This window comes from Parachlamydia acanthamoebae (assembly GCF_000875975.1).
GTDB classification, from domain to species: domain Bacteria; phylum Chlamydiota; class Chlamydiia; order Chlamydiales; family Parachlamydiaceae; genus Parachlamydia; species Parachlamydia acanthamoebae.
The window spans coordinates 23,978-45,487 of sequence record NZ_BAWW01000007.1 but is presented as its reverse complement, the minus strand read 5'-3'; the positions used below and the strand labels follow the sequence as shown (position 1 = coordinate 45,487).

Below are 21,510 nucleotides of genomic sequence, written 5' to 3'. Positions count from 1 at the left end.
TTTAATTTATTAAGTGAGATTTTATGTCTATTTTTCAGATTAATGATCCCCGTATACAACTATTTTATTGTGAACAAGATCACTCTTCTTATATTTCGTATATGTGGGAGAAATGGAAAAAAAATCCGGATCATTTTAGTCCAGATATGTTGGCTTTCAGAATGAATAATGTTTCATATATTCACGAATATAAAGGAGATACGTTTCTTCACCTCGCCGTGGATGGGCTGCTTGGAGGTGATGTCTATAAGCGCAAAGAGCGTGTATTAAAGCTTTTGCATTTGGCCAAAAATCATTACTTTGAAGAAGGAAAAGATTTTATTTTTGCGATTAATTATGAAGGGCTCATTTTTTTAGACGTGCCAGGATGGGAAAAACATGAAATTTATGAATATTTAGGAGTTCTTTCTGAAATATTAGAGACATTTCCGCAGGAATCTTGCTTAAGGCATTTAATCTCGCGTATGTTTAATCACTATGGATTAGTTGGAACTTTGCTTTATCAAGAGGTTGAAGGATTACTGCAAAATGAGGGGCGATATCATTGTTTAACACATACTCAGCTCTACAATATGGCAATTGAAAAAATGAATGCTTCTCTCGAAAAGCCAAGTTGTAAATCTATCCAAAGCGCTGTAATAGAAGATCTTCGGGATTCAGGAATATTTGAGAAGATGCCACCTTCAAAGCAACAATTAATATTGAGCTTAATAAGAAAGATGATGAAGGAATTCTGTGAAAAACGTTTTCTGCCACTCGAAAATTCCAGTGGCAGAAATCTTTCTTAAAGGTAATAACAATCAGAAATGTACGAAAGTCTATCAAATGCATGGGGAGACTTAAAGACTCGAATTTCGTTAGGTATCACCCATCTTTTACTTAAAGAACATCGGATGAGATGTTTTTTTAAGTGAACAACGAGACTGCAATCTGCAGGCAAAATGACCGTTTGGTTTTTACATTCTGCACGCATTTTTCTGACGACTTCTAATCGAATGTCTCCTTCTTTACCTTCAAACTCTGTCAATAGGAAAAGGTGAGGTTGTGCTTCTTCTAACAATGTGGAGCTACCAAAATAGCCAAGGCTATCTTCATTAAAGACTTGTTTTCCATAATCAGGAGAGGACGTATTTCCGAAACCAGCTAGAATCACATCGCAATTTTTCAAGAAGTTTGAGAAAGAAGAAGACCATGCACCACCTGATACATATCCACATTTGATTTCTGAATAGGGAGTTTCTGAGAGTCTTAAATCAAGACGAATCCCTAATGCATGAGAAGTGTCTTGTTTTCCTTTTGATACAGGAAAGTAGTGTAACACAATATCATGATGGAGCTCCACTTTTTCTATATCCGAAGAATCCACAAACAGCTCAAGGCTATGAAGTGTGTTTCGCTCTTGTTTAAAGTGAGGTTTTAGAATAAGAGAAAGCTCTTGGTAAGCTTTTTGATTTAAATAATAATGAATGACTTTTGGTTCTGCATCTAAACGATTGATTTGATAAGCTAAGTCATAGATTTCTTTGATACCAGCATAGCAAAGAGGCTGATCCTGCGTGACTATCACATAATCAATATCACGAATGTGTAAGCCTTGCTCATGGAAATCATTTAAAAAATGTTTGCCGGGATTAACAACGATTCCTTTATCATTCCAACGCAAGTAAAAGCCGGTTTTTTGGTGGGGCTCTGTTGTCAAAAAAGGAAGAATAGAAGGTATGTTTCCACTTAAAAGAAATAGGCTGCAATTCTCAACGGGCGGGCGTCTATGGAATGACTCGATATAGTCGCTCAATGATTTTGCTTGCATATCGTTAAAGGTTTGAATGTGATGTCTCAAAGATTGCTCCTTTTCTGAATCCACTTCTATTTTTTTTGTCATGAATTCTTCTGTTGTAGCTACTGAAGGGGCTGTCGTGACTTCTCCAACAGGAATGGCAAAAGAGTTAAAAGGTTTTTCTTCTTCTTCCAAAAATAAATCTTCTGAGTTACTCGAGTGGCTTTCAAAAATATGATTGAGTTCATGCACGGTTTTCTCTCCCATCGGGATTGTTGGCTCATTTATATTCGATAAAAGAGATGAAGGGGAATCTCCATTTTCTAAAGCTTGTAATTTCAGATGAATTTCTTGGGCACTTTCTCGATGGGAATCGGAAGTTAATAATTCCTTAAGAAGCGTCAGTAAGGGATAATCATTAGGGAAGAATTTAAGGGCTTTTCGACTGAAGCTAATGGCTTTTTCTTGATTCCCTATAGACTTCGATACAAAGGCTGAAGCACGATAGCAAAAGAATTGAAAGAGAGGAATTGCTCTGGCTTGCAAATAATGTTTCAAGGCCTGATCAAATTCTTGCTTAAAGAATGCGGATTCTCCTTTAAAGAATTCCTGATAGGAGTGGTCTTCAGCCCATTCTAGCTGTTGATCTTCGATAAATTTTAATAGTTCTTCAAGAACACCTTCTTCTTTATTTAAGCGGATTGCATATTGTTGAACCTGGTCTAGGTAACCATCGAATTTTTTTGTGTCGATTAAAACTGTCATCGTTTTCACCTCTCTATGCATATGCTATGACAAGTAGTTTGTATGAGCGCAGTATACCTTGACTTTAATATTTTTTGCCTACTTTTTTATTTTTCTTGGTATTTTCAGGAAGAATGCCTATTTAAATAAATGTTGATTTAAATTTTTTTATTAATTTAAAAAGGTTGTGTCATTAGTCTAAGTGGGGATTCTTAGGGGCTCTCCAACTTTTAAAGCATCGGATTTTAATCGATTGTGTTTTTTTAATGTCTCAACATCAATCTTAAAGCGTCCCGCAATTTTCCAAAGAGTATCACCTTCTTGCACAATGTATAAACGATTTTGCGGGATCGGTTTTGTTCTTTTGGCTACTTCCTTATGGGGTGGGGGAGAAGGATATTTTACTGAGATAGGGGGTGCCACTGGAATCTCTTTAGTGCTCACTGTTTTCTCGGGAATAGGATTTACAGGGGGCTCTTTGGTCTTTATTTCATCCTCATTTTGAATAATACTTTTTTGAGGGATAAAACGAGATAATGCAGCGTGATGCTGATACTTTTCAGGGATGGGTTCTCCAGCTTGCTCATAGAGATGGCGAGCCGCAAGCTCCCACACAGCATCACTTCTAGGACTGGTCAGAAGCGCGAGTGCGAATTGCTTTGCTAGGGGAGTTTTTTCTTTTAACAAATGTAAAATTTCTAATACATGGCTATCGTTCAGTTTTTTCAGAGCAAATAGGCCATCTGTTTTTAAAATCAATTGGGCCGCTGCAGAGGAGTGTTGCTGGATATAATCGAGCAAAAATCGTTGTCTACGAGCGGCAGAAAGATCCTGAGAGACTTTTTGTTGCTGCAAAAAAGTTGAGAGCAAAGACCAGTTGCCTTCAATCAAAATTTGCAATAACTCTTTCTTTTGAATCACGACCTCTGCTCTATTGAAAAGCATTTCAACGGCAAGGAATTCCTGTGTTAAGTAAAACGCATCAGCTAAAGAAGGATCATACTTACCTTTAGCTTTTTGTAATAAAAGAAACAGCCCTTCTGAGGTCATCGGCCATTGTTCCGTGAGCGCATAGCGCATGATGGCTTGGTAATGCACATCGGTTAGACCTGGATACACATCAATTTTTCCGGTTTTCTTTCCAGGTGCATTATCAAAAACAATTGTTCTTTGTTGCATGGGTTGAGGAAGCCCTAACAGAGCTTTAGTGAGATCAAAATGATGAAAAGTGACAAGGCTGGCAACAGCTAGATCTCTTTGTGTGTATCCATTTTCGACAAGTTGATTATTTCCAAGTTTTGTTAAAAGTTGCTGTAGAGACATTTTTTGGAAATGTCGAATCAATTCCCCATTGCTTTTGTCCATCGCTAAGGGAGGCTGCTCAGATCGCAAATCGGCGGGTTTTAATTCACAATAGGGGGTGGGAGGACGCTCTTTGACAAACCAATAGACAAATAAGGCCGTTAGGCCAATATTGAGGGCAAAACTGACAATGAGTGCCTGGCTTAATCTTCGAATTTGATTTAAGTATTTTTTAGTCGTGGACATGGGTAAAGAGAGAGCCAAATGTAAGTGTCGTTATGCAGAGTTTAATCTTTGTTCTAGGGCATGGAGTTCATCGTGAATACCTTTTGGAAGTCTATCCCCGAATAATTTAAAGTAATCCGCAAGTTCTGTTACTTCTTTTTTCCATTCGTCTTTGTTGACATGCAACAATGCTTTGATTGTTTCGTCTGAAATATTCAATCCTGTCAAGTCTAAACCATCGGGAGTTGGAGTCACTCCTATAGGAGTGTCAACACCCTTTCCTTTTCCGGATGTTCTTTCAAATATCCATTTAAGAACGCGGCTATTTTCTCCAAAGCCTGGCCACAACCATTCGCCATTCGCGTTTTGGCGAAACCAATTGACATAGTATATTTTAGGAAGTTTTTTTGCTTTTTTGGAATGACCCATATTGAGCCAATGACCAAAATAATCGCCCATATGATATCCACAAAACGGAAGCATGGCAAAAGGATCGTGGCGTAGTTTTCCCACTTCACCTGCCGCGGCGGCAGTTGTTTGAGAGGAAACACTTGCTCCAAGAAATGTGCCATGGCTCCAATCAAATGATTCGTAAACAAGAGGCACAACTGATGAACGTCGTCCACCGAAAAGAATCGCAGAAATTGGGACGCCTTTTGGGTCTTCCCAAGTGGGATCAATGATAGGACATTGAGAGGCTGGTACAGTAAAACGGGCATTTGGATGGGCTGCTTTTTCCTTTGAATTGGGCGTCCATTCATGATTTAACCAGTTGATTAGATGGGCAGGAGGATTTTTTGTCATCCCTTCCCACCAAACATCTCCATCATCTGTGCGAGCGACGTTGGTAAAAATAGCGTTTCGACTAATGGTTTTCATGGCATTGGGATTTGATTGCATCGAAGTTCCGGGAGCGACTCCAAAAAAACCTGCTTCTGGGTTGATGGCATAAAGCTGTCCATCTTCACCAAATTTCATCCAAGCTATATCATCGCCAACAGTTTCGACTTTCCAACCTGGAAGGGTGGGAGTTAACATCGCTAGATTTGTTTTTCCACATGCACTAGGGAAAGCCGCGGCGATATATTTTTTTTCTCCTTGAGGATTTGTGAGGCTCATAATGAGCATATGTTCGGCTAACCAGCCTTCATCCCGAGCCATCACAGAGGCGATGCGTAAAGCAAAGCATTTTTTTCCTAATAAGGCATTGCCTCCATAGCCACTCCCATAAGACCAAATCGAACGCTTTTCAGGAAATTGGACGATATATTTCTCCGTGGGATGACAGGGCCATGGGATGTCTTTTTTTCCATCTGTTAAAGGATAGCCGACCGAATGCATACAGGGAACAAAATGATCATTTCTTAAAACATCTAATACTTTTTTACCCATGCGTGTCATGATGCGCATGTTGCAAACGACATACTGAGAATCCGTAATCTGAACACCAATGTGTGCAATGTTTGAGCCCAAAGGCCCCATACTGAAAGGGATCACGTACATCGTTCTTCCAATCATGCATCCTTTAAACAAATTTTGTAGGATTCCGTGCATTTCTTTGGGATCTTTCCAATGATTTGTGGGGCCTGCGTCCTCTTTCTTTTCAGAGCAAATGAATGTTCGTTCTTCGACACGTGCCACGTCCGCAGGATCTGAGCTACATACGTAGCTTCTTGGTCGGCGCTCTGGATTCAATCGTTGCCATTTGCCTTCTACGATCATTTCTTGGCAAAGTATTTCGTATTCTTCTTCAGAACCATCACAAAGATGGACGTGATCAGGTTGGCAAAGTTGGACAGCTTCTTGAATCCACTGAATGAGGGTTTGGTTGGTTGTCCATTGCTCAAGAGTATCGGTTTTAAGAGTCATTTCATTCCTTTACAGTTGCCTATACGAAGATTGGTTTGTCCAATTAAGCGTTTGCCATGGCTTTACGTTTTTTAAATTTATCCAAGTACTCTAGAGCTTTGCCTGTTCCTAAGCAAACAGAGAGCAAGGGATTGGGGGCTGTAATAACGGGAAGACCTGTTTCTTTGATTAACAGTTTATCTAATCCTTTCATTAGAGCTCCGCCACCTGTAATGACCATCCCTCTTTCGACAAGGTCGGCTGCAAGTTCTGGAGGGCATTTTTCTAACGTGAGCTTTACATGTTCGATGATCTGCTGATTCGGCTCAGCTAAGCATTCTCGAATTTCAACAGAGTTAATCCGTTTTGTGACAGGCAGACCTGCAACCTGATCGCGCCCACGGACTTCCATCTCTAACTCATTTTCCCCTAAAGGATAGGCAGAACCGATGGTCATTTTAATTTCTTCAGCCGTACGAGGCCCAATCATTAAATTGTAAGTGCGGCGCATGTAATTAATGATACATTCATCGAATTCATCTCCAGCAATACGTAGAGAGCGAGATTCTACAATTCCCCCAAGAGAGATGATTGCGATTTCGGTAGTTCCGCCCCCAATATCAATAATCATGCTGGCTGCTGGTTGATGAACGGGCAGGTCAACACCGATTGCTGCTGCCATAGGCTCTTCAATGAGAATTACTTCTTGAGCTCCGGCATGCAACGCGGCATCTTCTACAGCTCGTTTCTCAACACCTGTAATTCCAGAAGGAACGGCGATGAGAATTTTGGGTCTAAATAAACTTCTCGAAGGGGTCACGCGCTTAATTAATGCTTTTAACATGCCTTCTGCAATTTCAAAATCTGCGATTACCCCATCTTTCATTGGGCGCACTGCGTGAATACGTCGGGGTGTGCGGCCTAGCATATCCTTCGCTTTATGGCCGACAGCCAAAACTTCGTTTGTGGAAGAGTCAACTGCCACAACAGAAGGCTCGGCAAGCACAATACCCTTGCCTCTAACGAAAACAAGGGTATTGGCAGTTCCTAGATCGATCCCGATGTCATTTGAAAATGCCCCTCTAAATTTATTGAGCTGCCCGAAAGCAGAGCGGTACATTGTGTCGAATGACTCTTTCAATCCAGATTGATTTTTTTTACTCATAATTTATTCCAAAGAGTGAATCTGATTAAGTTAAACTTGCAAAAGTTCCAACACTTCTTCCCAAGTCAATTTGGCAATTGCTTCTTCATCGCAGCTGACAACTTTTTTGACATGGCCTTCTTTTTGTTGTTGAAGTTGCAAGATTTTCTCTTCGATGGTTCCCAAGGTAATCAGCTTATAAGACAACACGGATTTCTTTTGTCCTAAGCGGTGCACGCGGTCTGTGGCCTGATTTTCAACTGCGGGGTTCCACCACATATCATAGTGGATAACTGTATCCGCACCGATCAAGTTAAGACCCGTACCGCCAGCTTTCAGGGAAACAAGGAAGATGGGGATATTTTCATCTTCGTTGAATTTTTTTACAATATTCAAACGATTTTTGCTCGATCCATCTAAGTATTCAAATGGAATACCTTGTGAGGATAAATCGTCGCGGATAATATTAAGCATGCGCGTGTATTGGCTAAAAATAACGGTCTTATGCTTTCCTTCGATGAGTGTAGGAATAAGTTCCATCAACATATCGTATTTGGAAGAGTCGCCTCCTTCGGGTTTCTCCTTAGCAAAAATCGCAGGATGGCAGCAAATTTGTTTCAAACGTGTCAGAGTTGCCAATACGTGGATTTGGACTTTATCAAATCCTTCTTTGCTGACAAGCTGAGAGAGTTCCTCGCGTGCGGATTGTGCATAAGAACGGTAAAGTTGTTGCTGCGTTTCCGAAAGGTGGCAATGATACACAATTTGGGATAAAGGTGGAAGCTCAGATAAAACGTCTTGCTTCATACGACGCAAGATAAAAGGAGAAACTTTGCGACGTAAGATTTCTAGATTTTTCCCCTGATTAGTATGTGGATTGCGAATATAGCGTTCCACGAATCTATCGAAAGTACTTAATAATCCAGGCATTAAGAAGTCAAATAAGCTCCAAAGTTCTTCCAATGAATTTTCAATCGGTGTTCCTGTTAAGACTAAACGATGGGCGGCTTGCAACATTTTGACCGATTTCGCGTTGCGCGTTCCCCTGTTTTTGATGTGCTGGGCTTCATCGAGAATGCAATATCTAAATTTAAGGCTTTGATAGTGCTCAATATCTTTTTGTAGCAGGGTATAAGATGTAATGATGATATCAAAGTTTTTCATGTTTTTAATCAGCTTTTTGCGTTGAGCTGGCGAGCCATCAACAGGCAAAGTTTTTAGCTGAGGATTAAATTTAGAAAATTCTTCTTGCCAGTTGTAAACCAAGGAAGTCGGGCAAACGACGATGGAGATTGAATCGGGATAATCAATTTTGTTTTGAGTCACCGCGATAATTGCCTGCAGTGTTTTTCCGAGACCCATATCATCAGCCAAAATTCCGTTCAAGTGCATGTGGCGTAGTCGCTCAAGCCAGTTGACTCCCTCTACTTGGTATTCGCGCAATTTGGCATTGATGACTTCTGGAACCTGTTGGGCGTTAAATGACTGTTTTCCAAGCATTTGTTGCTGAACTTCACGTAATCTATCTGTCATTGAAAACGCAATTGGAAGCCCCTCAAAACTGCTTGCATCCAAGCTTGCTAAACTCCATAAAGGTCTTTCTTCTTCGTGATTCGTGAGAAGATTGATGCCTAGCTCGTCGAATATTTCAACGACTGGAGCCAATTTATCGAGATCTAGCACGAGAATTTTAAGCGTTTTGAAATTGCTCTCGTCGTCGGCATGCGTTTTTCTTTTGGATGTTTTCCCACGAGAAAGTTCGATGAATGTTTTCTTAGAAGATAGACATTCCCAAAGTAAGTCAATCGTCACGCCATTTAGGTAGCCATCGACTTTAAGATCAACTTTATAGGTATCCATTCTCTCTGTTTCAGAAAGGTGCAATTTAAACTTGGTGTTGTCGTAGATAAACTGGTCAAGTAAGTTAGATGGGCAATTAAATTTAACTCGACTCTGGTTACGTGGAATGACTTCGGTCATAAATTCGACAATTTTTTTATCAGATTTGCATACATGGCAGTGTTGTGAGGCATCATAGACAAAGTCTTGGAAGAGATCATTTAGGATTTTTTGCTCTTCTGTTAAATTGCGAGCCAAAATTCCTTCCGGCTTAACGAAAGACATTATCTCCTGAATGGTGAGTTGATTCGAAGAGGAAGGGACCTTTGTTTGCCCATAAACAAACTCGACTGTTGCCTCTAAAACGCCGTTGAGATAGTGAATATCACATTCGGCAACAAGCTTTCCTGTAAAAGGAAGTGTCACAAACTTTTCAATGATCTCACCGTTGCTGACATGAGTAAATCGCATGAGTTCGGGTAGGGAGTTTTCTACAAATGTGCCGAATAAAGGTTCTGGGATGGTGATATCTCTGACAACTGAAATATTGCGCAAATGTTTGCGCTTGATTAGGGTAGGGAATCGATAGTAAGTATGATTTAAAATCATGCCTGGTTTGCAGCATTCGAAAAGGCGAGCTTCTTGTAGCGTAACGATTCCTTGGTCGATTAGAAGGGTTGGTTTAAAGAGAATTTTGGGGTCTGGTGCAGTAAAATATTCGAGTTCAAATTGAAGGTTTGCGGGGCCAGGGGAGAGTCGAAGCGGCTCTTCTAAGCTTCCACTATAGAGACATGGCATGGTTTTCTGCTTGGAATCATCTGCTAAGACGGAGCCTGTTGTGCTTAAGCGTTGCATAACGGATTCATAAATCTGTGCCAAAATTGTTCCAAAAGTTTCACTGTCGAGGGTCGCAAGGCGCTGTGCGCGATCGGCAACAACATCGGGAAAGCGGGCGAAATCCATGATGCTTTTAAGGAGAAAGGCGCTTTCTTCATCAAAAGATTGTAGGGTAAAATAATAGCGTTTATTTCCAATATAAAGGGGTTCGCTATACCGCACAGCATTTAAAAAATCGCGAATGACAGGAATGATTAAAGGTTTTGATCGGAAAGGGAGGCGCAAGGCGAGTTGGATTTCGGCTGCATGGAAAGCATCTGCAGCATTTCCAGCTGTTGTAAAGACAACGGCCAATTCCGCTTTATCTAAAGTTAGTTCTTCTTCAGGTAGAAAGAAAGGGGATTGTCCTAAAACTTGCGAAGCGCCGATATACTCTTCTAAAAGCTCTTTTTGTTGTTTCTTTCCTTTTCTAACGCCCTCTTTTTGTGCGGCTTCTTTGAATGTTTTGCGAAGGGTATCTTTTTCTTTCTCATTAAAAGTGTGTGCTTTTTCTAAGTCTGTTTCTTTAGAATATTCGACAACCATTCCATCGAATTGTTCTTCGAGGTAAAAAAGTACGGCGGCCAGATGCTGGCAATCATACTTATAGGGGCAATCACAATCGGAATCCAATGTGGTCGAGTCGTGTCGGCTAATCTCAATTTCGCATTGATATTTATTATCGAAGGCGCCTAAGACACCACAACTAATTCGAACGTTTTGGGGGCTGAGACTGACAATTTTTGCAGAAACAACCATGCCCTTGGCGTTCAAATCCTTTCCTTCGTTTAAAATATTGGGCGAATAGTCTTTTTTTAATTTGCGAAAATTTAGCATTGTCACTCTCTGAAAATTTAGGTTAAAAGAGCCTTTAAGCGCTCATACAATGGGAAATTTAGTGAAACTTTGCGGTTTTTCACTATCTTTTAGCTTTTTTCCCATGTGAACGCAATCAAAAAAAGCGAAGAGGGTAAAAAAAATATCGATTCTTTTTCTGAGATTTTTTTTTGAATGGGCAATTTTATATTTAGTGTAAATCTTCAATTTGTGCGAGTTAATTTCAAGTAGAATGATTGATTACAAAATTAGTTTAAGAATGTAAGTTGTTTACGATTAATTTAATTTAGTTTTTATGCTTGTTGGAGGGGTGGGGATAAGTTAGGGGGGCTTTTGTATAATCAAATGAAGATAAATACGTTAGAAAAATATTTAAAAAAATACATTGAATATTAGTGATGTGTGAAAATATCTAAAAAAATCTTGAAAGATAATCAATACTGTCATTATGGTGAAGTTTAAAGAAGCAAATTCTTAAATTCCCCACCGTCGGTTCTAGGTCAAAGTTTCCTCCATTCTTTGGTTTAGAACCGACACTTTTTTTCATTCTTTTTTAAACGTTGATCAAAAAATGTTGCCGAAAAAATCGAGCACTCCTATACTCGTCGCTTAAATCAAGTAACAAGTTGTGAAAATAACTGCCAGGATTTGATTTAGACGTAATTGCGGATGTAGCTCAGTTGGTAGAGCGTCACCTTCCCAAGGTGAATGTCGTGAGTTCGAGCCTCATCACCCGCTTACAGGTCCATACAATATCAAATATAACGCAAAGTGTGCGGGTGTAGCTCAGTGGTAGAGCATCACGTTGCCAACGTGAGGGTCGTGAGTTCAAGCCTCATCACCCGCTTTGCGATTTTTCATATGCGGGTGTAGCTCAGTGGTAGAGCATCACGTTGCCAACGTGAGGGTCGTGAGTTCGAGCCTCATCACCCGCTTTCTCTTAAGAGTATGATTCAAGCACACTTGCTAAGATGTGCTTTCAAACAAACTTCCAAAATATGAGGTTATGGTGTCTAATAATCAAACAGAAGTCAGCAATGAACATGTAAAAATCTCTCTGAAAAAAGAAGATGGATGTCTGGTGAAGTTAGATGTTCATGTCACACCTCAAGCAACTCAAGCTGCTTATCAAGAAGCAATTAAAGCAATATCCAAAGAAGTCTCTATGCCAGGTTTTCGTAAGGGAAAAGTCCCCTCTGCGATGATTTTGCAAAATTTCCACCCGCACGTTGAAAAAGAATGGCGCGATATTTTGTTAAACCGTGCCCTACGTGAATTCATGGATATCACACGGATTTACCCTTTTACAAAAGAAAGTGTTCAAAAAGCTTTAGTTAAAAATGTTTCTCTTGAAGCGGGAGCTGACCTACTCATTGATTTTGAATCTGCACCCGAGATTCCTGAAGTTGATCCAAAATCTTTAGAACTAAAATCTGCTCAGAAAAAAGATATTACAGAAGCAGATATTGATAAAGCTCTTGAAAATGTACGTATCCACCATGCTGATTGGAATGTTGTTACAGATCGTCCTGTTCAAGAAGGAGATACAGTGGTGGTTGATGCTTGCTCCGTCGAAAATCCAGAGCAAGTTTATTATGCTGATGCTTCTTTTAAAGTCGATGAACAAAATATGGCTGAGTGGTTTAAAACCGCTATAGTCGGTCATAAGACCGGTGAAAGCGTTGAAGCGCAAGCGGCAGATCAAGAGCCTCCTGTTCATGTACGCATTACAATTAAAGAGATAAAAACGGCGATTCTTCCTGAGTTAAACGATGAATTCGCCAAGAAATCCGGTGCTGAAAGCCTAGAAGATATGCGCAAGAAAATTGAAGACCAACTCAACAAAAACGCTGAAGAAGAGTCCAAATTTGTGCTTCGAGAACAGATTTCTCCTATTCTTTTAGAGAAATATCCTTTTGAAGTTCCTGCTTCTATCGTTAAACAAGAGCTCAAACGGATTATTACTCAAAAAACTGAAGAATTAAAAGAAACAGGTTTATCTTCTTCTGAAGCTTCGAAAAAAATTGAAGAAATGCGCGAACAGATTGAAAAAGAATGCACAGATTCGATCCGCTTGATCTTTTTGGAGAACGAACTCATTCAGAAATTTAACGTTCAAGTATCTGATGAAGAAGTTGTTAGAGAATTATTTGCACAAATTTACAAATATTCAGGCTCTTTGACAGACGCACGTGGTTTGCTCAATTCTCCTGAAATGCATAACCGTGTTCGCCAGCTTTTGATGTCAAAGAAAATCAAGGACTTCCTTGTTGAACAAGCGCAGAAAAATTGATCTTGCTTAGCAAATTGAAAATGAAGATCTTAACTTTTCAATTTGCATCGTAGCAAAAAAATAGTCAATTCATGTACAACAAAGGCATCATTCAAACAGCACGCTAAGGATTCGCTATGTCAGATAAAAGACCTTTTAACTCTCTAACGCCTTATGTCATTGAAGATACAGCGCGAGGCGAGCGCTCGATGGATATTTTTTCCCGTTTGCTTCAAGACCGCATTGTATTTATCGGCACCGATATCACGGATCAAGTAGCGAATATTGTTGTGGCGCAGCTCCTATTTCTAAAGATGGAAGATCCCAAAAAAGACGTCCATCTTTATATCAATTCAATGGGTGGTTACATCACATCTGGATTGGCTATTTATGATACATTGCGTTGGATGACTTGTGATGTGAATACCTATTGCATTGGCCAAGCTTCTTCGATGGGAGCTTTGCTGCTGATGGCGGGGACAAAAGGAAAGCGTTTTGCTCTTCCGAATAGTCGTATTATGATTCACCAGCCTTCTGGAGGTGTGGGTGGAACTTCTTCCGATATTATGTTACAAGCCAAAGAAATTTTGGTTCTCAAACGCTCATTGCATGAAATCATGGCGGGTGCAACAGGTCAATCTGTTGAACGCATTGCAGCAGATTCTGAGAGAGATTTTTATATGAGCCCTCAGGAAGCTAAAGAGTACGGAATTATTGATGAAGTTGTGACAACCACAAGAAAATAGAAGTGTTAAAAAAATCAGCAACATAAATGATTAAGAATGGCAAAAAAAGCAAATAAAGAAAATATCTCTTGTTCTTTTTGTGGGCGAACAGAAGACGCAGTTGAAAAATTAATATCTGGTCCAAGTGCTTACATCTGCGACAAATGTGTGAGCTTATGTTCGGGGATTTTGGAAAAGAAAAAATCGAGAACCAACCATGAGTTCAAGGTTTTAAAGCCGAAAGAGATCAAAGAGCGTCTTGATGAGTATATCATTGGGCAAGATAATGCGAAAAAAACGATTTCTGTAGCTGTTTATAACCACTACAAACGAATTCGTTCAGCCAACACAGACAACAATGCAATCGAATTTAACAAATCGAATGTCTTGCTGTTTGGTCCGACAGGTTCTGGAAAGACATTAATTGCAAAAACATTGGCTAATATCTTAGATGTTCCTTTTACGATCGCGGATGCAACGACACTAACTGAAGCCGGTTACGTTGGAGAAGATGTTGAAAATATTATTCTGCGTTTATTGCAAGCTGCAGATTACGATGTCAGCAAAGCAGAGCTAGGTATTATTTACATCGATGAAATCGATAAAATCAATCGGACCACCGCGAATGTATCGATAACCCGAGACGTTTCAGGAGAAGGTGTACAACAAGCTCTTTTGAAAATTGTGGAAGGAACGATTGCAAATGTACCACCTAAAGGTGGAAGAAAGCATCCGAACCAAGAATACATCAAGGTCAATACAGAAAATATTCTGTTTATCGTGGGTGGCGCTTTTGTGAACATGGAAAAAATTGTCGCAAAACGTTTGGGAAGAAGTACAATTGGCTTTACTACAAAAGATAAGGAAACTGTCGATCCAACCAAAAAGAGCGATTTGTTAGCGAAGGTTGAACCAGAAGACCTGATTCAGTTTGGTATGATCCCAGAATTTGTGGGGCGGTTTAATTCCATTGCAAACTGCAATGAATTAACAGTCTCAGATTTGGTTTCGATTCTGAGTAAACCTAAAAATGCAATCGCTAAGCAATTTATGGCTATGTTTGAAATGGAAGGGGTTAATCTTCAATTTACAGAAGAAGCTTTAGCCGCGATTGCTCAAAAAGCGATTGAAGCAGGTACAGGAGCGCGTGCTCTGCGTATGATTTTAGAAAATATCATGCGAGATCTTATGTTTGACGTACCGTCCGATCCAACCATTTCAGAGATTGTTATTGATTATGATGTGGTCATGGGCAAAAAAGAGCCGATGATCAAGCGTTCATCAGGTGATGAAAAAATCGCCTAGTTCAATTCTTAGACCTATCCCGTTGCAATGCTCGGGATAGGTTATCTATCCGAGTCCCCATATAAAAGTTTTTGAGGAATATTTTGAAAAGAGGGTCCTGCCCGATGGTGGAAGTTAATCAACCAACATCTGTCAAAATCCTTTCCTCGCCATTCTTTTGGAGCTGAAGAGATTCCAAGCGATTCAGCAATCATTGGAATGGCATATCTTTGCCAGCAAATGAGGACCATTTTCCCATCATAGGCAGGTTCAGACATGATTTCACGCAACATAGGCACAAATTCATTACTCTTATAGGTTCTATTTAATTCAAGATGAAGAATCTCTGCTAGTGGTGTGACAGTCTCTATGGGGCGAAGTGAGGGAAACGCCGAACTTGGATTTTGTGCATAAATCGCGACAGGTGGACCATACTGCGTCACGGTGGGATCCTTAAGAAAATAAGGGACTAACGCGGCAGCTCGTTCTTTGCCTTTTTGCGCCAAAGAGGTGGTCTTTTGAAAGGGCGTTTTCTCACCATGTCGAATAATAATGATCTGGGCGGGGACAGCCATTAATTCAATATGCAGACCACACAAAATAAATGCAAAATACAGCCACTTCATCTTATTTTTCCTCCCCTAAATTTTGCGTTGTAAGATAAAAAAAGTTGTAAATCAAGTCTATTCTCTTTCCATTAAAAAAATGACATGTTAATCAGTTAAAATAACCCTGAAAGCAAAGAAAGAACATGTATCGGATAGAAAAGTTCGATCTCCCCCTTCCTCCTGAACAATTTGAAAAATTGAATGTTTTAATCGATGTTCGGGATTGGGCCTATTTTACCGAAAAGCAAGAGGAAAGCTGTTGGATCTATGTTGCCTTTGATGGGATCTATCCAGTAGGAAGTATTGTTGGTATTAATACAAACTTGGTGCTTTTTGCCGAGCTTCACTCGTTTACGGTTCTTCCCAGTTATCGTGGTCGTAAAATTGGCAGTCAGTTACTTGCGTCTGCAGAGCAAGATTTAATCACAAATGGTTGCAAATCTTGTTCATTGTTTTTTCGTTTTGATCCAGATAGAAACCAAGCCAACGAAAAGTTTTTGGTAGCCAAAGGATGGAATCCCAGTATTCATTCGGCACAGTTTTACTTGTTCCACTCAGCTCTTTTTGATCCGCCTTGGTTAAAACATTACGCCGAACCTTTTGCAAAGCCATTTCGAGAAGTTTTTTGGAAAGATATTCCAAAAGAAGATATTACTTATCTAAAAGAATTGGAAGAGCAGGGTTCATACCCTTTCTACATTTCCCCTTTTCATGAACCGGATAAGATTGAGCCGCTCAATAGTTTAGCTCTTTACTGTAATCGAGAAATTGTCGGTTGGCTAGTCACGCATCGTGTTTCTCCGGGCATGATTCGCTATCAAGCTTTTTATATTCAACATCAGTATCAGCACAAAGGATTTGCTATCAAGCTTTTGTGTGATTCTATCAGGCTTCAAACGCAATCAACCGTCCCTTATGCGGTTGTCGAAATTAATACCCAAATTTCAGAATCATCATGGGTCCAGTTTGCTCGCAAACGACTAGCTCCCTATGCGCAAGGGTGTGGATATATGCGGCAAAGCTGGAAAAGGTTTAAAGAAAATATTTGACTTAGTTGACCCGTTTATTTAGTTTTAAGCTAATTAAGAAACAATAAACAAAGAGATCCATCATGAAGTCAAAAAATCAAAAGATTTTAATCTTTGTTGCGGATGAATACGAAGATTTAGAATTACAGTATCCAAAGTTTCGGTTAAAAGAAGCGGGAAAAGAGGTTGTCATTGCGGGAGAAAAAAAAGAGACTATTTATGCAGGAAAGCACTCCTATCCTTGCAAAGCAGACATTGCTTTTGACCAAGTTTCCGTGGATGAATATGCTGCCTTAGTTATTCCAGGAGGATATGCCCCGGATAAACTGAGAAAACTTCCAAAAGTTTTGGAAATTACGCAACAATTTCACAAACAGAAAAAGCTCATCGCCTTTATCTGTCATGCTGGGTGGATTCCGATCTCTGCAAAAATCATCAATGGCATCAAGTGTACATCCTATATATCCATTAAAGATGACATGGTGAATGCGGGTGTTAAATGGGTTGATGAAGCCGTTGTTGTTGACCAACATTTTATCTCAAGCCGTTCTCCTGACGACCTTCCTAAGTTTTGTCCAGCCATCATTGAATATCTCTCAAAAAAAGGATAATTTATGCGAGCCATTTGGAAAGGTGCGTTAAGCTTTGGTTTAGTAAATATCCCGATTCAGATGTATACAGCTAGTCATGACAAAGAGATCTCATTTGTGATGCTTCATAAGAAGGATCATTCCCAAATTCGATATGCGAGAATCTGTAAAGCTGAAGGCAAGGAAGTTCCTTGGAATGAAATTGTGAAAGGCTATGAATATGAAAAAGGGGATTACGTTGTATTAGATGATAAGGACTTTGAAAAAGCCAATCTAAAAAAGACGAAAACCATTGAAATTGTAAATTTTGTCGATGAGAACGAGGTAGATACCATTTATTACTCGAAACCTTATTTTTTAGAGCCAGACAAAAATGCTTTCAGTGCCTACAGTTTATTACGTGAAGCTTTAAAAAAATCTAAAAAAGTGGGCTTAGCAAAATATATCCTGCGCAATCGTGAGCATTTAGCCGTGATAAAAGTTTACGAAAATATGCTGATACTCAATGAGCTGCGCTACCAAAATGAATTAGTCAAAGTGGAAGACCTAAAAATTCCAGCAGTGGGGAAATCCACGGGAAAGGAAATCGACATCGCCATTCAGCTCATTGATCACTTGACCGTTCCTTTTGAACCTCAAGATTTCAAAGATACCTACATGGAAGAAATCAAGCAGATTATCAAACAGAAAGCCAAGGGACGTCCTGTACACCCTAAAACGGAAGAACCCAAATCAACCAAAGTACACGACATCATGTCTCTCCTTCAAGCAAGCTTAGAAAGCAAAAAAAATCCGCCAAAAAAAACGCCTAGAAAAACGCATAAAAAGGCGATGTAATCGATGAGCTTGGGAGAATACCGCTCTAAACGAGATCTAAACAAAAGCAAAGAACCCTCTGCCGGAAAAAATAAACGTTCTGATGCTTTAAACTTTTGCATTCAAAAGCATGCCGCAAGGCGCTTACATTATGACTTTCGTTTAGAATACAAAGGAGTTCTTTTAAGTTGGGCCGTGCCAAAAGGGCCTTCACTTGACCCGTATGATAAACGGCTAGCCATCCAAGTGGAAGACCATCCTCTTGATTATCAATATTTTGAAGGAACTATTCCCAAAGGCAATTATGGCGCTGGTAAAGTGGAAATATGGGATCGAGGAACATATACGGTGCCCCATGTAACCACGCGAGAGGAAATTGAGAAATATCTCACAATAGGTTTAAAAAAAGGGCATTTTGCCGTCATTTTGCATGGTGAAAAACTACAAGGAGAATTTGTTTTTCAAAAGCTCAAGCAAGATGCAGAAGACACGGCATGGCTTTTAATTAAAAAAGAAGATGCTTTTGCGACAGAAACAGACCACGACAAGCCTGCTAAGCAAGTCAAAATGCCAGAATTTGTGACTCCTATGCTGGCCACATTAGCTGATCATCCTTTCAGTAGCGAAGATTGGCTTTTTGAAATCAAATGGGATGGCTATCGGGCCTTAGCCTTTATAGATCCAAACAATGTGCAGTTAAAGTCACGCAATCGCATTCTTTTAAATGATCGCTTCCCGGTTATTGTGGATAGCTTGAAAAAAGTGAAGGACAAAGTCATTTTTGACGGTGAACTAGTCGTTTTAGACTCTGCAGGTAAATCTGACTTTCAATTCATGCAAAATTATCAAAAAGATCATGCAGGGGTACTCTACTATTATGTGTTTGATCTTCTGTATAAAGATGGTCAAGACCTGCGCAATCTTCCCCTTATTGAACGCAAGAACCTTTTGAAAAAGTTGTTAAAGGAGTTAAATCTTCCCTTAATTCGTTATAGCGATCATATCGTGAAGGATGGAGAGGATTTTTATAAAGAAGCTGTAAAAAATAAGCTGGAAGGAATTATTGGCAAAAAGGTGACCAGCACATATCAATCTAGAAGAAGTCAAGATTGGGTAAAAATTAAAACAGCCTTGCGACAAGAAGTTGTGATTGGGGGTTTCACTGAGCCGCGTGGATCCCGTAAAAAATTTGGAGCGCTATTAGTTGGCGTTTATGATGATCAAGGAGAGCTACATTATGTTGGACATGTGGGAGGGGGATTTACCGACGAATTGTTGGAGGATGTTTATAAGCAGCTATTGCCATTGAGTCAAAAAAAATCGCCTTTCAAAAATATACCTAAACCCAATATGCCTGTGACCTGGATTAAACCTAAACTTGTATGTGAAGTTTCATTTGCTGAATGGACAAAGGATGACATTATGCGACAGCCTATTTTTCGAGGCCTAAGAATAGATAAGAACCCTAAGGAAGTTAAAAAGGAAATCCCAACAGCCAGTGAGGAAAAAAAAGGGAGAACAAGTAAACGACAAGAATTGGAGCTAACCAATTTAGATAAGCTGTATTGGCCCAAGGAAAAATATACCAAAGGGGATCTCATTGCGTATTATCAAAAAGTAGCTCCTTATCTATTGCCTTACCTTAGAAATCGCCCCATTACTTTACACCGTTTTCCTGATGGAATTGAGGGCAAAGACTTTTACCAAAAAAATATAGATTTTTCTCACCCCGATTGGTTGAAAACATTTCCTGTTCAGCACGAGGGGAAAGTGGATCATTATCTCATGATTTCAGATCTACGCAGCCTGCTTTATGCTGTGAATCTTGGATCCATTGATTTGCATCCTTTTACATCGCGTTGCAAAAATTTGGAAAAACCGGATTATTGTATTATCGATTTGGATCCTCATGATATCGCATTTGAAAAAGTGATAGAAATTGCCAGTGCGACACACGAGCTATTAGAAAGAGCGAAGATTAAAAACTACTGCAAAACATCGGGTGGAAAAGGACTGCATATTTTTATCCCTTTGCATGCGAAGTATGACTATGAACAATCCAAGGAATTTGCCCATGTGATTGCGCTATGTATACACAAGCAATTTCCTACAATCACTTCTGTCGAGAGAAGTCCTCAAAGCAGGCCAAAAAAAATTTACTTGGATTATCTACAAAACCGTGCTTTGCAAACCATTGTGGCTCCCTATTCAGTGCGTCCACGACCTGGTGCACTTGTTTCTACGCCCCTTTTGTGGGAAGAGGTAAAACCGGGTTTAGATCCAAAAGATTTTGATATACACACCATTTTAAAACGTCTCGATAAAATGGGGGATATCTTTAAGCCAATTTTGGGGGGTGGTGTCAACATGCAGACAGCCTTAAACCGTTTAAAAAAGATGTTCATTTAACAAAAAATAAAAGTTCAGTGTTTAAAAATGCTCTTATTGACCTGAATGAGCAAGCTTTTCTCTATTCGAAAAGTTCCTCCACCGTATGATTATCGAAATAAAGCATAAAAAACAGAATTAAGATGTCTTTGATCTCTCAAGTCTCCATTCCATTTGCTCTAGTTGAAAGGGCAGCCGGATCCCAAACAAGAGCCATCAGGTCCATAGGGATGGCCATTCGGACAGAAGCCGTAAAAGGCTTGTTTGTGATAAAAAAAGCCATGTTCATCTTGTTCAATTATATTGACAAAATGCAGGCGACCTTCCTCCATGACAAATAGATGCGTGTCGATAAAAACAATTTGATCAGCAGATAAATAGACTTTTGTAGTTTGTGTAGAAGCAAAGCATGCTGTAGATAAGAAGATTAACAATATGCTTATCATTCTTTTGGTGTAAAGCATCATTATTCCTTTTGGTAAGGGGGGGGTTTGTAAAAATAATGACAAATAAAAATATTAATTGAAAGTGATTTCTACACGGCACAGTCTGAAAGATTTTTTCTGGATAAATATGTGTAGGCAGGGGTATGATGGATCTGAATTTTACTTAATCCATTTAGCAATCAATTATTTACGTTAAATAGTTGACCAGCATTCAAGGAGAGATCCACGTGAAAAAAGCTTTTGTAGGTCTAGGAGGAAACATTGGAGATAGCTGTTCAATCCTAGGACAAGCACTAAAGCACATTGAACAACTTTCAGGTGTTTTTGAACTTAAAGTTTCCTCATTTTATTTAACGACTCCTGTTGGACCTATTTTACAAGATCATTTTGTAAATGCCGTTTGCTGTTTTGACACAGCTTATTCGGCCACAGATCTATTGACTTATCTCCAAAATATTGAAAAATTGTTGGGAAAAGTAGACAAGCCGAAGAATGCCCCACGCATCATTGATTTAGATTTGCTCTTTTTTGACACGGAAGTACATGTGACCCCTCGGCTTCAAGTTCCCCATCCTCGTTGGAAAGAGCGTTTGTTTGTTTTGACACCTTTAGCAGACTTAGTCGATGAATTAGACGTTCCCTCTCTCGACAAAAAAGAGCTTGTACGTGTCAATTTACCCCAGCTCTTGCGTGAATTTCCGAATATGCACCAAGAAACAGTGTCCTTTCTTCAAGAAAAAATAGCGATTTAAGTGAGTACA

The 21,510-nt window shown here is 39.6% G+C and carries 16 protein-coding genes and 3 tRNA genes; 12 read left to right on the top strand and 7 right to left on the bottom strand.

What is annotated here, in order from left to right; genetic code table 11:
* Positions 1-23 precede the first annotated feature (23 nt).
* Positions 24-788 carry a hypothetical protein gene (locus AOM43_RS03670; protein ID WP_059359102.1) on the top strand — a complete coding sequence of 255 codons (765 nt, stop codon included), beginning with the start codon at positions 24-26 and terminating at the stop codon, positions 786-788.
* On the opposite strand, the gene AOM43_RS03665 is transcribed toward AOM43_RS03670, so the two are convergent.
* The 5 genes from AOM43_RS03665 to AOM43_RS03645 all read right to left on the bottom strand — a co-directional run bounded on the left by AOM43_RS03665 (position 785) and on the right by AOM43_RS03645 (position 10,592).
* Complete coding sequence (locus AOM43_RS03665; RefSeq protein WP_059359099.1) at positions 785-2,542, bottom strand: hypothetical protein; 1,758 nt, start codon at positions 2,540-2,542, stop codon at positions 785-787. The two genes, AOM43_RS03670 and AOM43_RS03665, sit on opposite strands and share 4 nt — an antisense overlap.
* A 177-nt stretch (positions 2,543-2,719) precedes the next feature.
* Positions 2,720-4,069 (bottom strand): LysM peptidoglycan-binding domain-containing protein, encoded by a 1,350-nt coding sequence (locus AOM43_RS03660; protein WP_059359153.1) that lies wholly within the window; start codon positions 4,067-4,069, stop codon positions 2,720-2,722.
* Positions 4,070-4,099: 30 nt separating this feature from the next.
* Positions 4,100-5,917 (bottom strand): phosphoenolpyruvate carboxykinase (GTP), encoded by a 1,818-nt coding sequence (locus tag AOM43_RS03655; protein ID WP_059359097.1) that lies wholly within the window; start codon positions 5,915-5,917, stop codon positions 4,100-4,102.
* Positions 5,918-5,960: 43 nt separating this feature from the next.
* On the bottom strand, positions 5,961-7,016 hold the full coding sequence (locus AOM43_RS03650; RefSeq protein WP_050784570.1) for a rod shape-determining protein: 1,056 nt from the start codon (positions 7,014-7,016) through the stop codon (positions 5,961-5,963).
* Positions 7,017-7,091: 75 nt separating this feature from the next.
* Positions 7,092-10,592 carry a DEAD/DEAH box helicase gene (locus AOM43_RS03645; protein WP_059359095.1) on the bottom strand — a complete coding sequence of 1,167 codons (3,501 nt, stop codon included), beginning with the start codon at positions 10,590-10,592 and terminating at the stop codon, positions 7,092-7,094.
* A gap of 665 nt (positions 10,593-11,257) precedes the next feature.
* On the opposite strand from AOM43_RS03645, the gene AOM43_RS03640 reads away from it, so the two are divergent.
* From AOM43_RS03640 to clpX, 6 genes are all read left to right on the top strand, one after another.
* Positions 11,258-11,330 (top strand) — tRNA-Gly (locus AOM43_RS03640).
* Positions 11,331-11,367: 37 nt separating this feature from the next.
* Positions 11,368-11,439 (top strand) — tRNA-Gly (locus AOM43_RS03635).
* Between the two features lie 16 nt (positions 11,440-11,455).
* Positions 11,456-11,527 (top strand) — tRNA-Gly (locus AOM43_RS03630).
* 71 nt (positions 11,528-11,598) lie between these two features.
* Complete coding sequence (tig, locus tag AOM43_RS03625) at positions 11,599-12,885, top strand: trigger factor (RefSeq protein WP_100067522.1); 1,287 nt, start codon at positions 11,599-11,601, stop codon at positions 12,883-12,885.
* A gap of 116 nt (positions 12,886-13,001) precedes the next feature.
* A complete protein-coding gene (locus AOM43_RS03620; protein ID WP_006341602.1) occupies positions 13,002-13,610 on the top strand; it encodes an ATP-dependent Clp protease proteolytic subunit in 609 nt (202 codons plus the stop codon).
* Positions 13,611-13,646: 36 nt separating this feature from the next.
* A complete protein-coding gene (clpX, locus tag AOM43_RS03615; protein WP_006341601.1) occupies positions 13,647-14,894 on the top strand; it encodes an ATP-dependent Clp protease ATP-binding subunit ClpX in 1,248 nt (415 codons plus the stop codon).
* A gap of 41 nt (positions 14,895-14,935) precedes the next feature.
* Here the strand turns inward: clpX and AOM43_RS03610 are convergent, their stop codons facing one another.
* On the bottom strand, positions 14,936-15,499 hold the full coding sequence (locus AOM43_RS03610) for a histidine phosphatase family protein (protein WP_006341600.1): 564 nt from the start codon (positions 15,497-15,499) through the stop codon (positions 14,936-14,938).
* Between the two features lie 125 nt (positions 15,500-15,624).
* Here AOM43_RS03610 and AOM43_RS03605 point away from each other — a divergent pair, with 125 nt between their 5' ends.
* The 4 genes from AOM43_RS03605 to ligD all read left to right on the top strand — a co-directional run bounded on the left by AOM43_RS03605 (position 15,625) and on the right by ligD (position 20,324).
* Positions 15,625-16,530 (top strand): GNAT family N-acetyltransferase, encoded by a 906-nt coding sequence (locus AOM43_RS03605; RefSeq protein WP_006341599.1) that lies wholly within the window; start codon positions 15,625-15,627, stop codon positions 16,528-16,530.
* Between the two features lie 62 nt (positions 16,531-16,592).
* On the top strand, positions 16,593-17,120 hold the full coding sequence (locus AOM43_RS03600; RefSeq protein ID WP_006341598.1) for a type 1 glutamine amidotransferase domain-containing protein: 528 nt from the start codon (positions 16,593-16,595) through the stop codon (positions 17,118-17,120).
* Positions 17,121-17,123: 3 nt separating this feature from the next.
* On the top strand, positions 17,124-17,936 hold the full coding sequence (gene ku, locus AOM43_RS03595) for a non-homologous end joining protein Ku (protein ID WP_006341597.1): 813 nt from the start codon (positions 17,124-17,126) through the stop codon (positions 17,934-17,936).
* Between the two features lie 3 nt (positions 17,937-17,939).
* A complete protein-coding gene (ligD, locus tag AOM43_RS03590; protein ID WP_059359093.1) occupies positions 17,940-20,324 on the top strand; it encodes a DNA ligase D in 2,385 nt (794 codons plus the stop codon).
* Between the two features lie 158 nt (positions 20,325-20,482).
* On the opposite strand, the gene AOM43_RS03585 is transcribed toward ligD, so the two are convergent.
* The gene (locus AOM43_RS03585) at positions 20,483-20,767 is read right to left on the bottom strand and encodes a hypothetical protein (RefSeq protein WP_013924736.1); all 285 of its coding nucleotides are present in this window, start codon (positions 20,765-20,767) and stop codon (positions 20,483-20,485) included.
* 209 nt (positions 20,768-20,976) lie between these two features.
* On the opposite strand from AOM43_RS03585, the gene folK reads away from it, so the two are divergent.
* The gene (folK, locus tag AOM43_RS03580; RefSeq protein WP_006341594.1) at positions 20,977-21,501 is read left to right on the top strand and encodes a 2-amino-4-hydroxy-6-hydroxymethyldihydropteridine diphosphokinase; all 525 of its coding nucleotides are present in this window, start codon (positions 20,977-20,979) and stop codon (positions 21,499-21,501) included.
* Positions 21,502-21,510 lie beyond the last annotated feature (9 nt).

Bases quoted from the DNA above. Each gene is read 5' to 3' on its own strand.
- AOM43_RS03655 (WP_059359097.1), bottom strand. From the start codon at position 5,917: ATGACTCTTAAAACCGATACTCTTGAGCAATGGACAACCAACCAAACC.
- clpX (WP_006341601.1), top strand. From the start codon at position 13,647: ATGGCAAAAAAAGCAAATAAAGAAAATATCTCTTGTTCTTTTTGTGGG.
- AOM43_RS03660 (WP_059359153.1), bottom strand. From the start codon at position 4,069: ATGTCCACGACTAAAAAATACTTAAATCAAATTCGAAGATTAAGCCAG.
- AOM43_RS03585 (WP_013924736.1), bottom strand. From the start codon at position 20,767: ATGCTTTACACCAAAAGAATGATAAGCATATTGTTAATCTTCTTATCT.
- AOM43_RS03610 (WP_006341600.1), bottom strand. From the start codon at position 15,499: ATGAAGTGGCTGTATTTTGCATTTATTTTGTGTGGTCTGCATATTGAA.
- tig (WP_100067522.1), top strand. From the start codon at position 11,599: ATGGTGTCTAATAATCAAACAGAAGTCAGCAATGAACATGTAAAAATC.
- ku (WP_006341597.1), top strand. From the start codon at position 17,124: ATGCGAGCCATTTGGAAAGGTGCGTTAAGCTTTGGTTTAGTAAATATC.
- AOM43_RS03665 (WP_059359099.1), bottom strand. From the start codon at position 2,542: ATGACAGTTTTAATCGACACAAAAAAATTCGATGGTTACCTAGACCAG.
- AOM43_RS03605 (WP_006341599.1), top strand. From the start codon at position 15,625: ATGTATCGGATAGAAAAGTTCGATCTCCCCCTTCCTCCTGAACAATTT.
- AOM43_RS03670 (WP_059359102.1), top strand. From the start codon at position 24: ATGTCTATTTTTCAGATTAATGATCCCCGTATACAACTATTTTATTGT.
- AOM43_RS03650 (WP_050784570.1), bottom strand. From the start codon at position 7,016: ATGTACCGCTCTGCTTTCGGGCAGCTCAATAAATTTAGAGGGGCATTT.
- AOM43_RS03620 (WP_006341602.1), top strand. From the start codon at position 13,002: ATGTCAGATAAAAGACCTTTTAACTCTCTAACGCCTTATGTCATTGAA.
- AOM43_RS03645 (WP_059359095.1), bottom strand. From the start codon at position 10,592: ATGCTAAATTTTCGCAAATTAAAAAAAGACTATTCGCCCAATATTTTA.
- AOM43_RS03600 (WP_006341598.1), top strand. From the start codon at position 16,593: ATGAAGTCAAAAAATCAAAAGATTTTAATCTTTGTTGCGGATGAATAC.
- ligD (WP_059359093.1), top strand. From the start codon at position 17,940: ATGAGCTTGGGAGAATACCGCTCTAAACGAGATCTAAACAAAAGCAAA.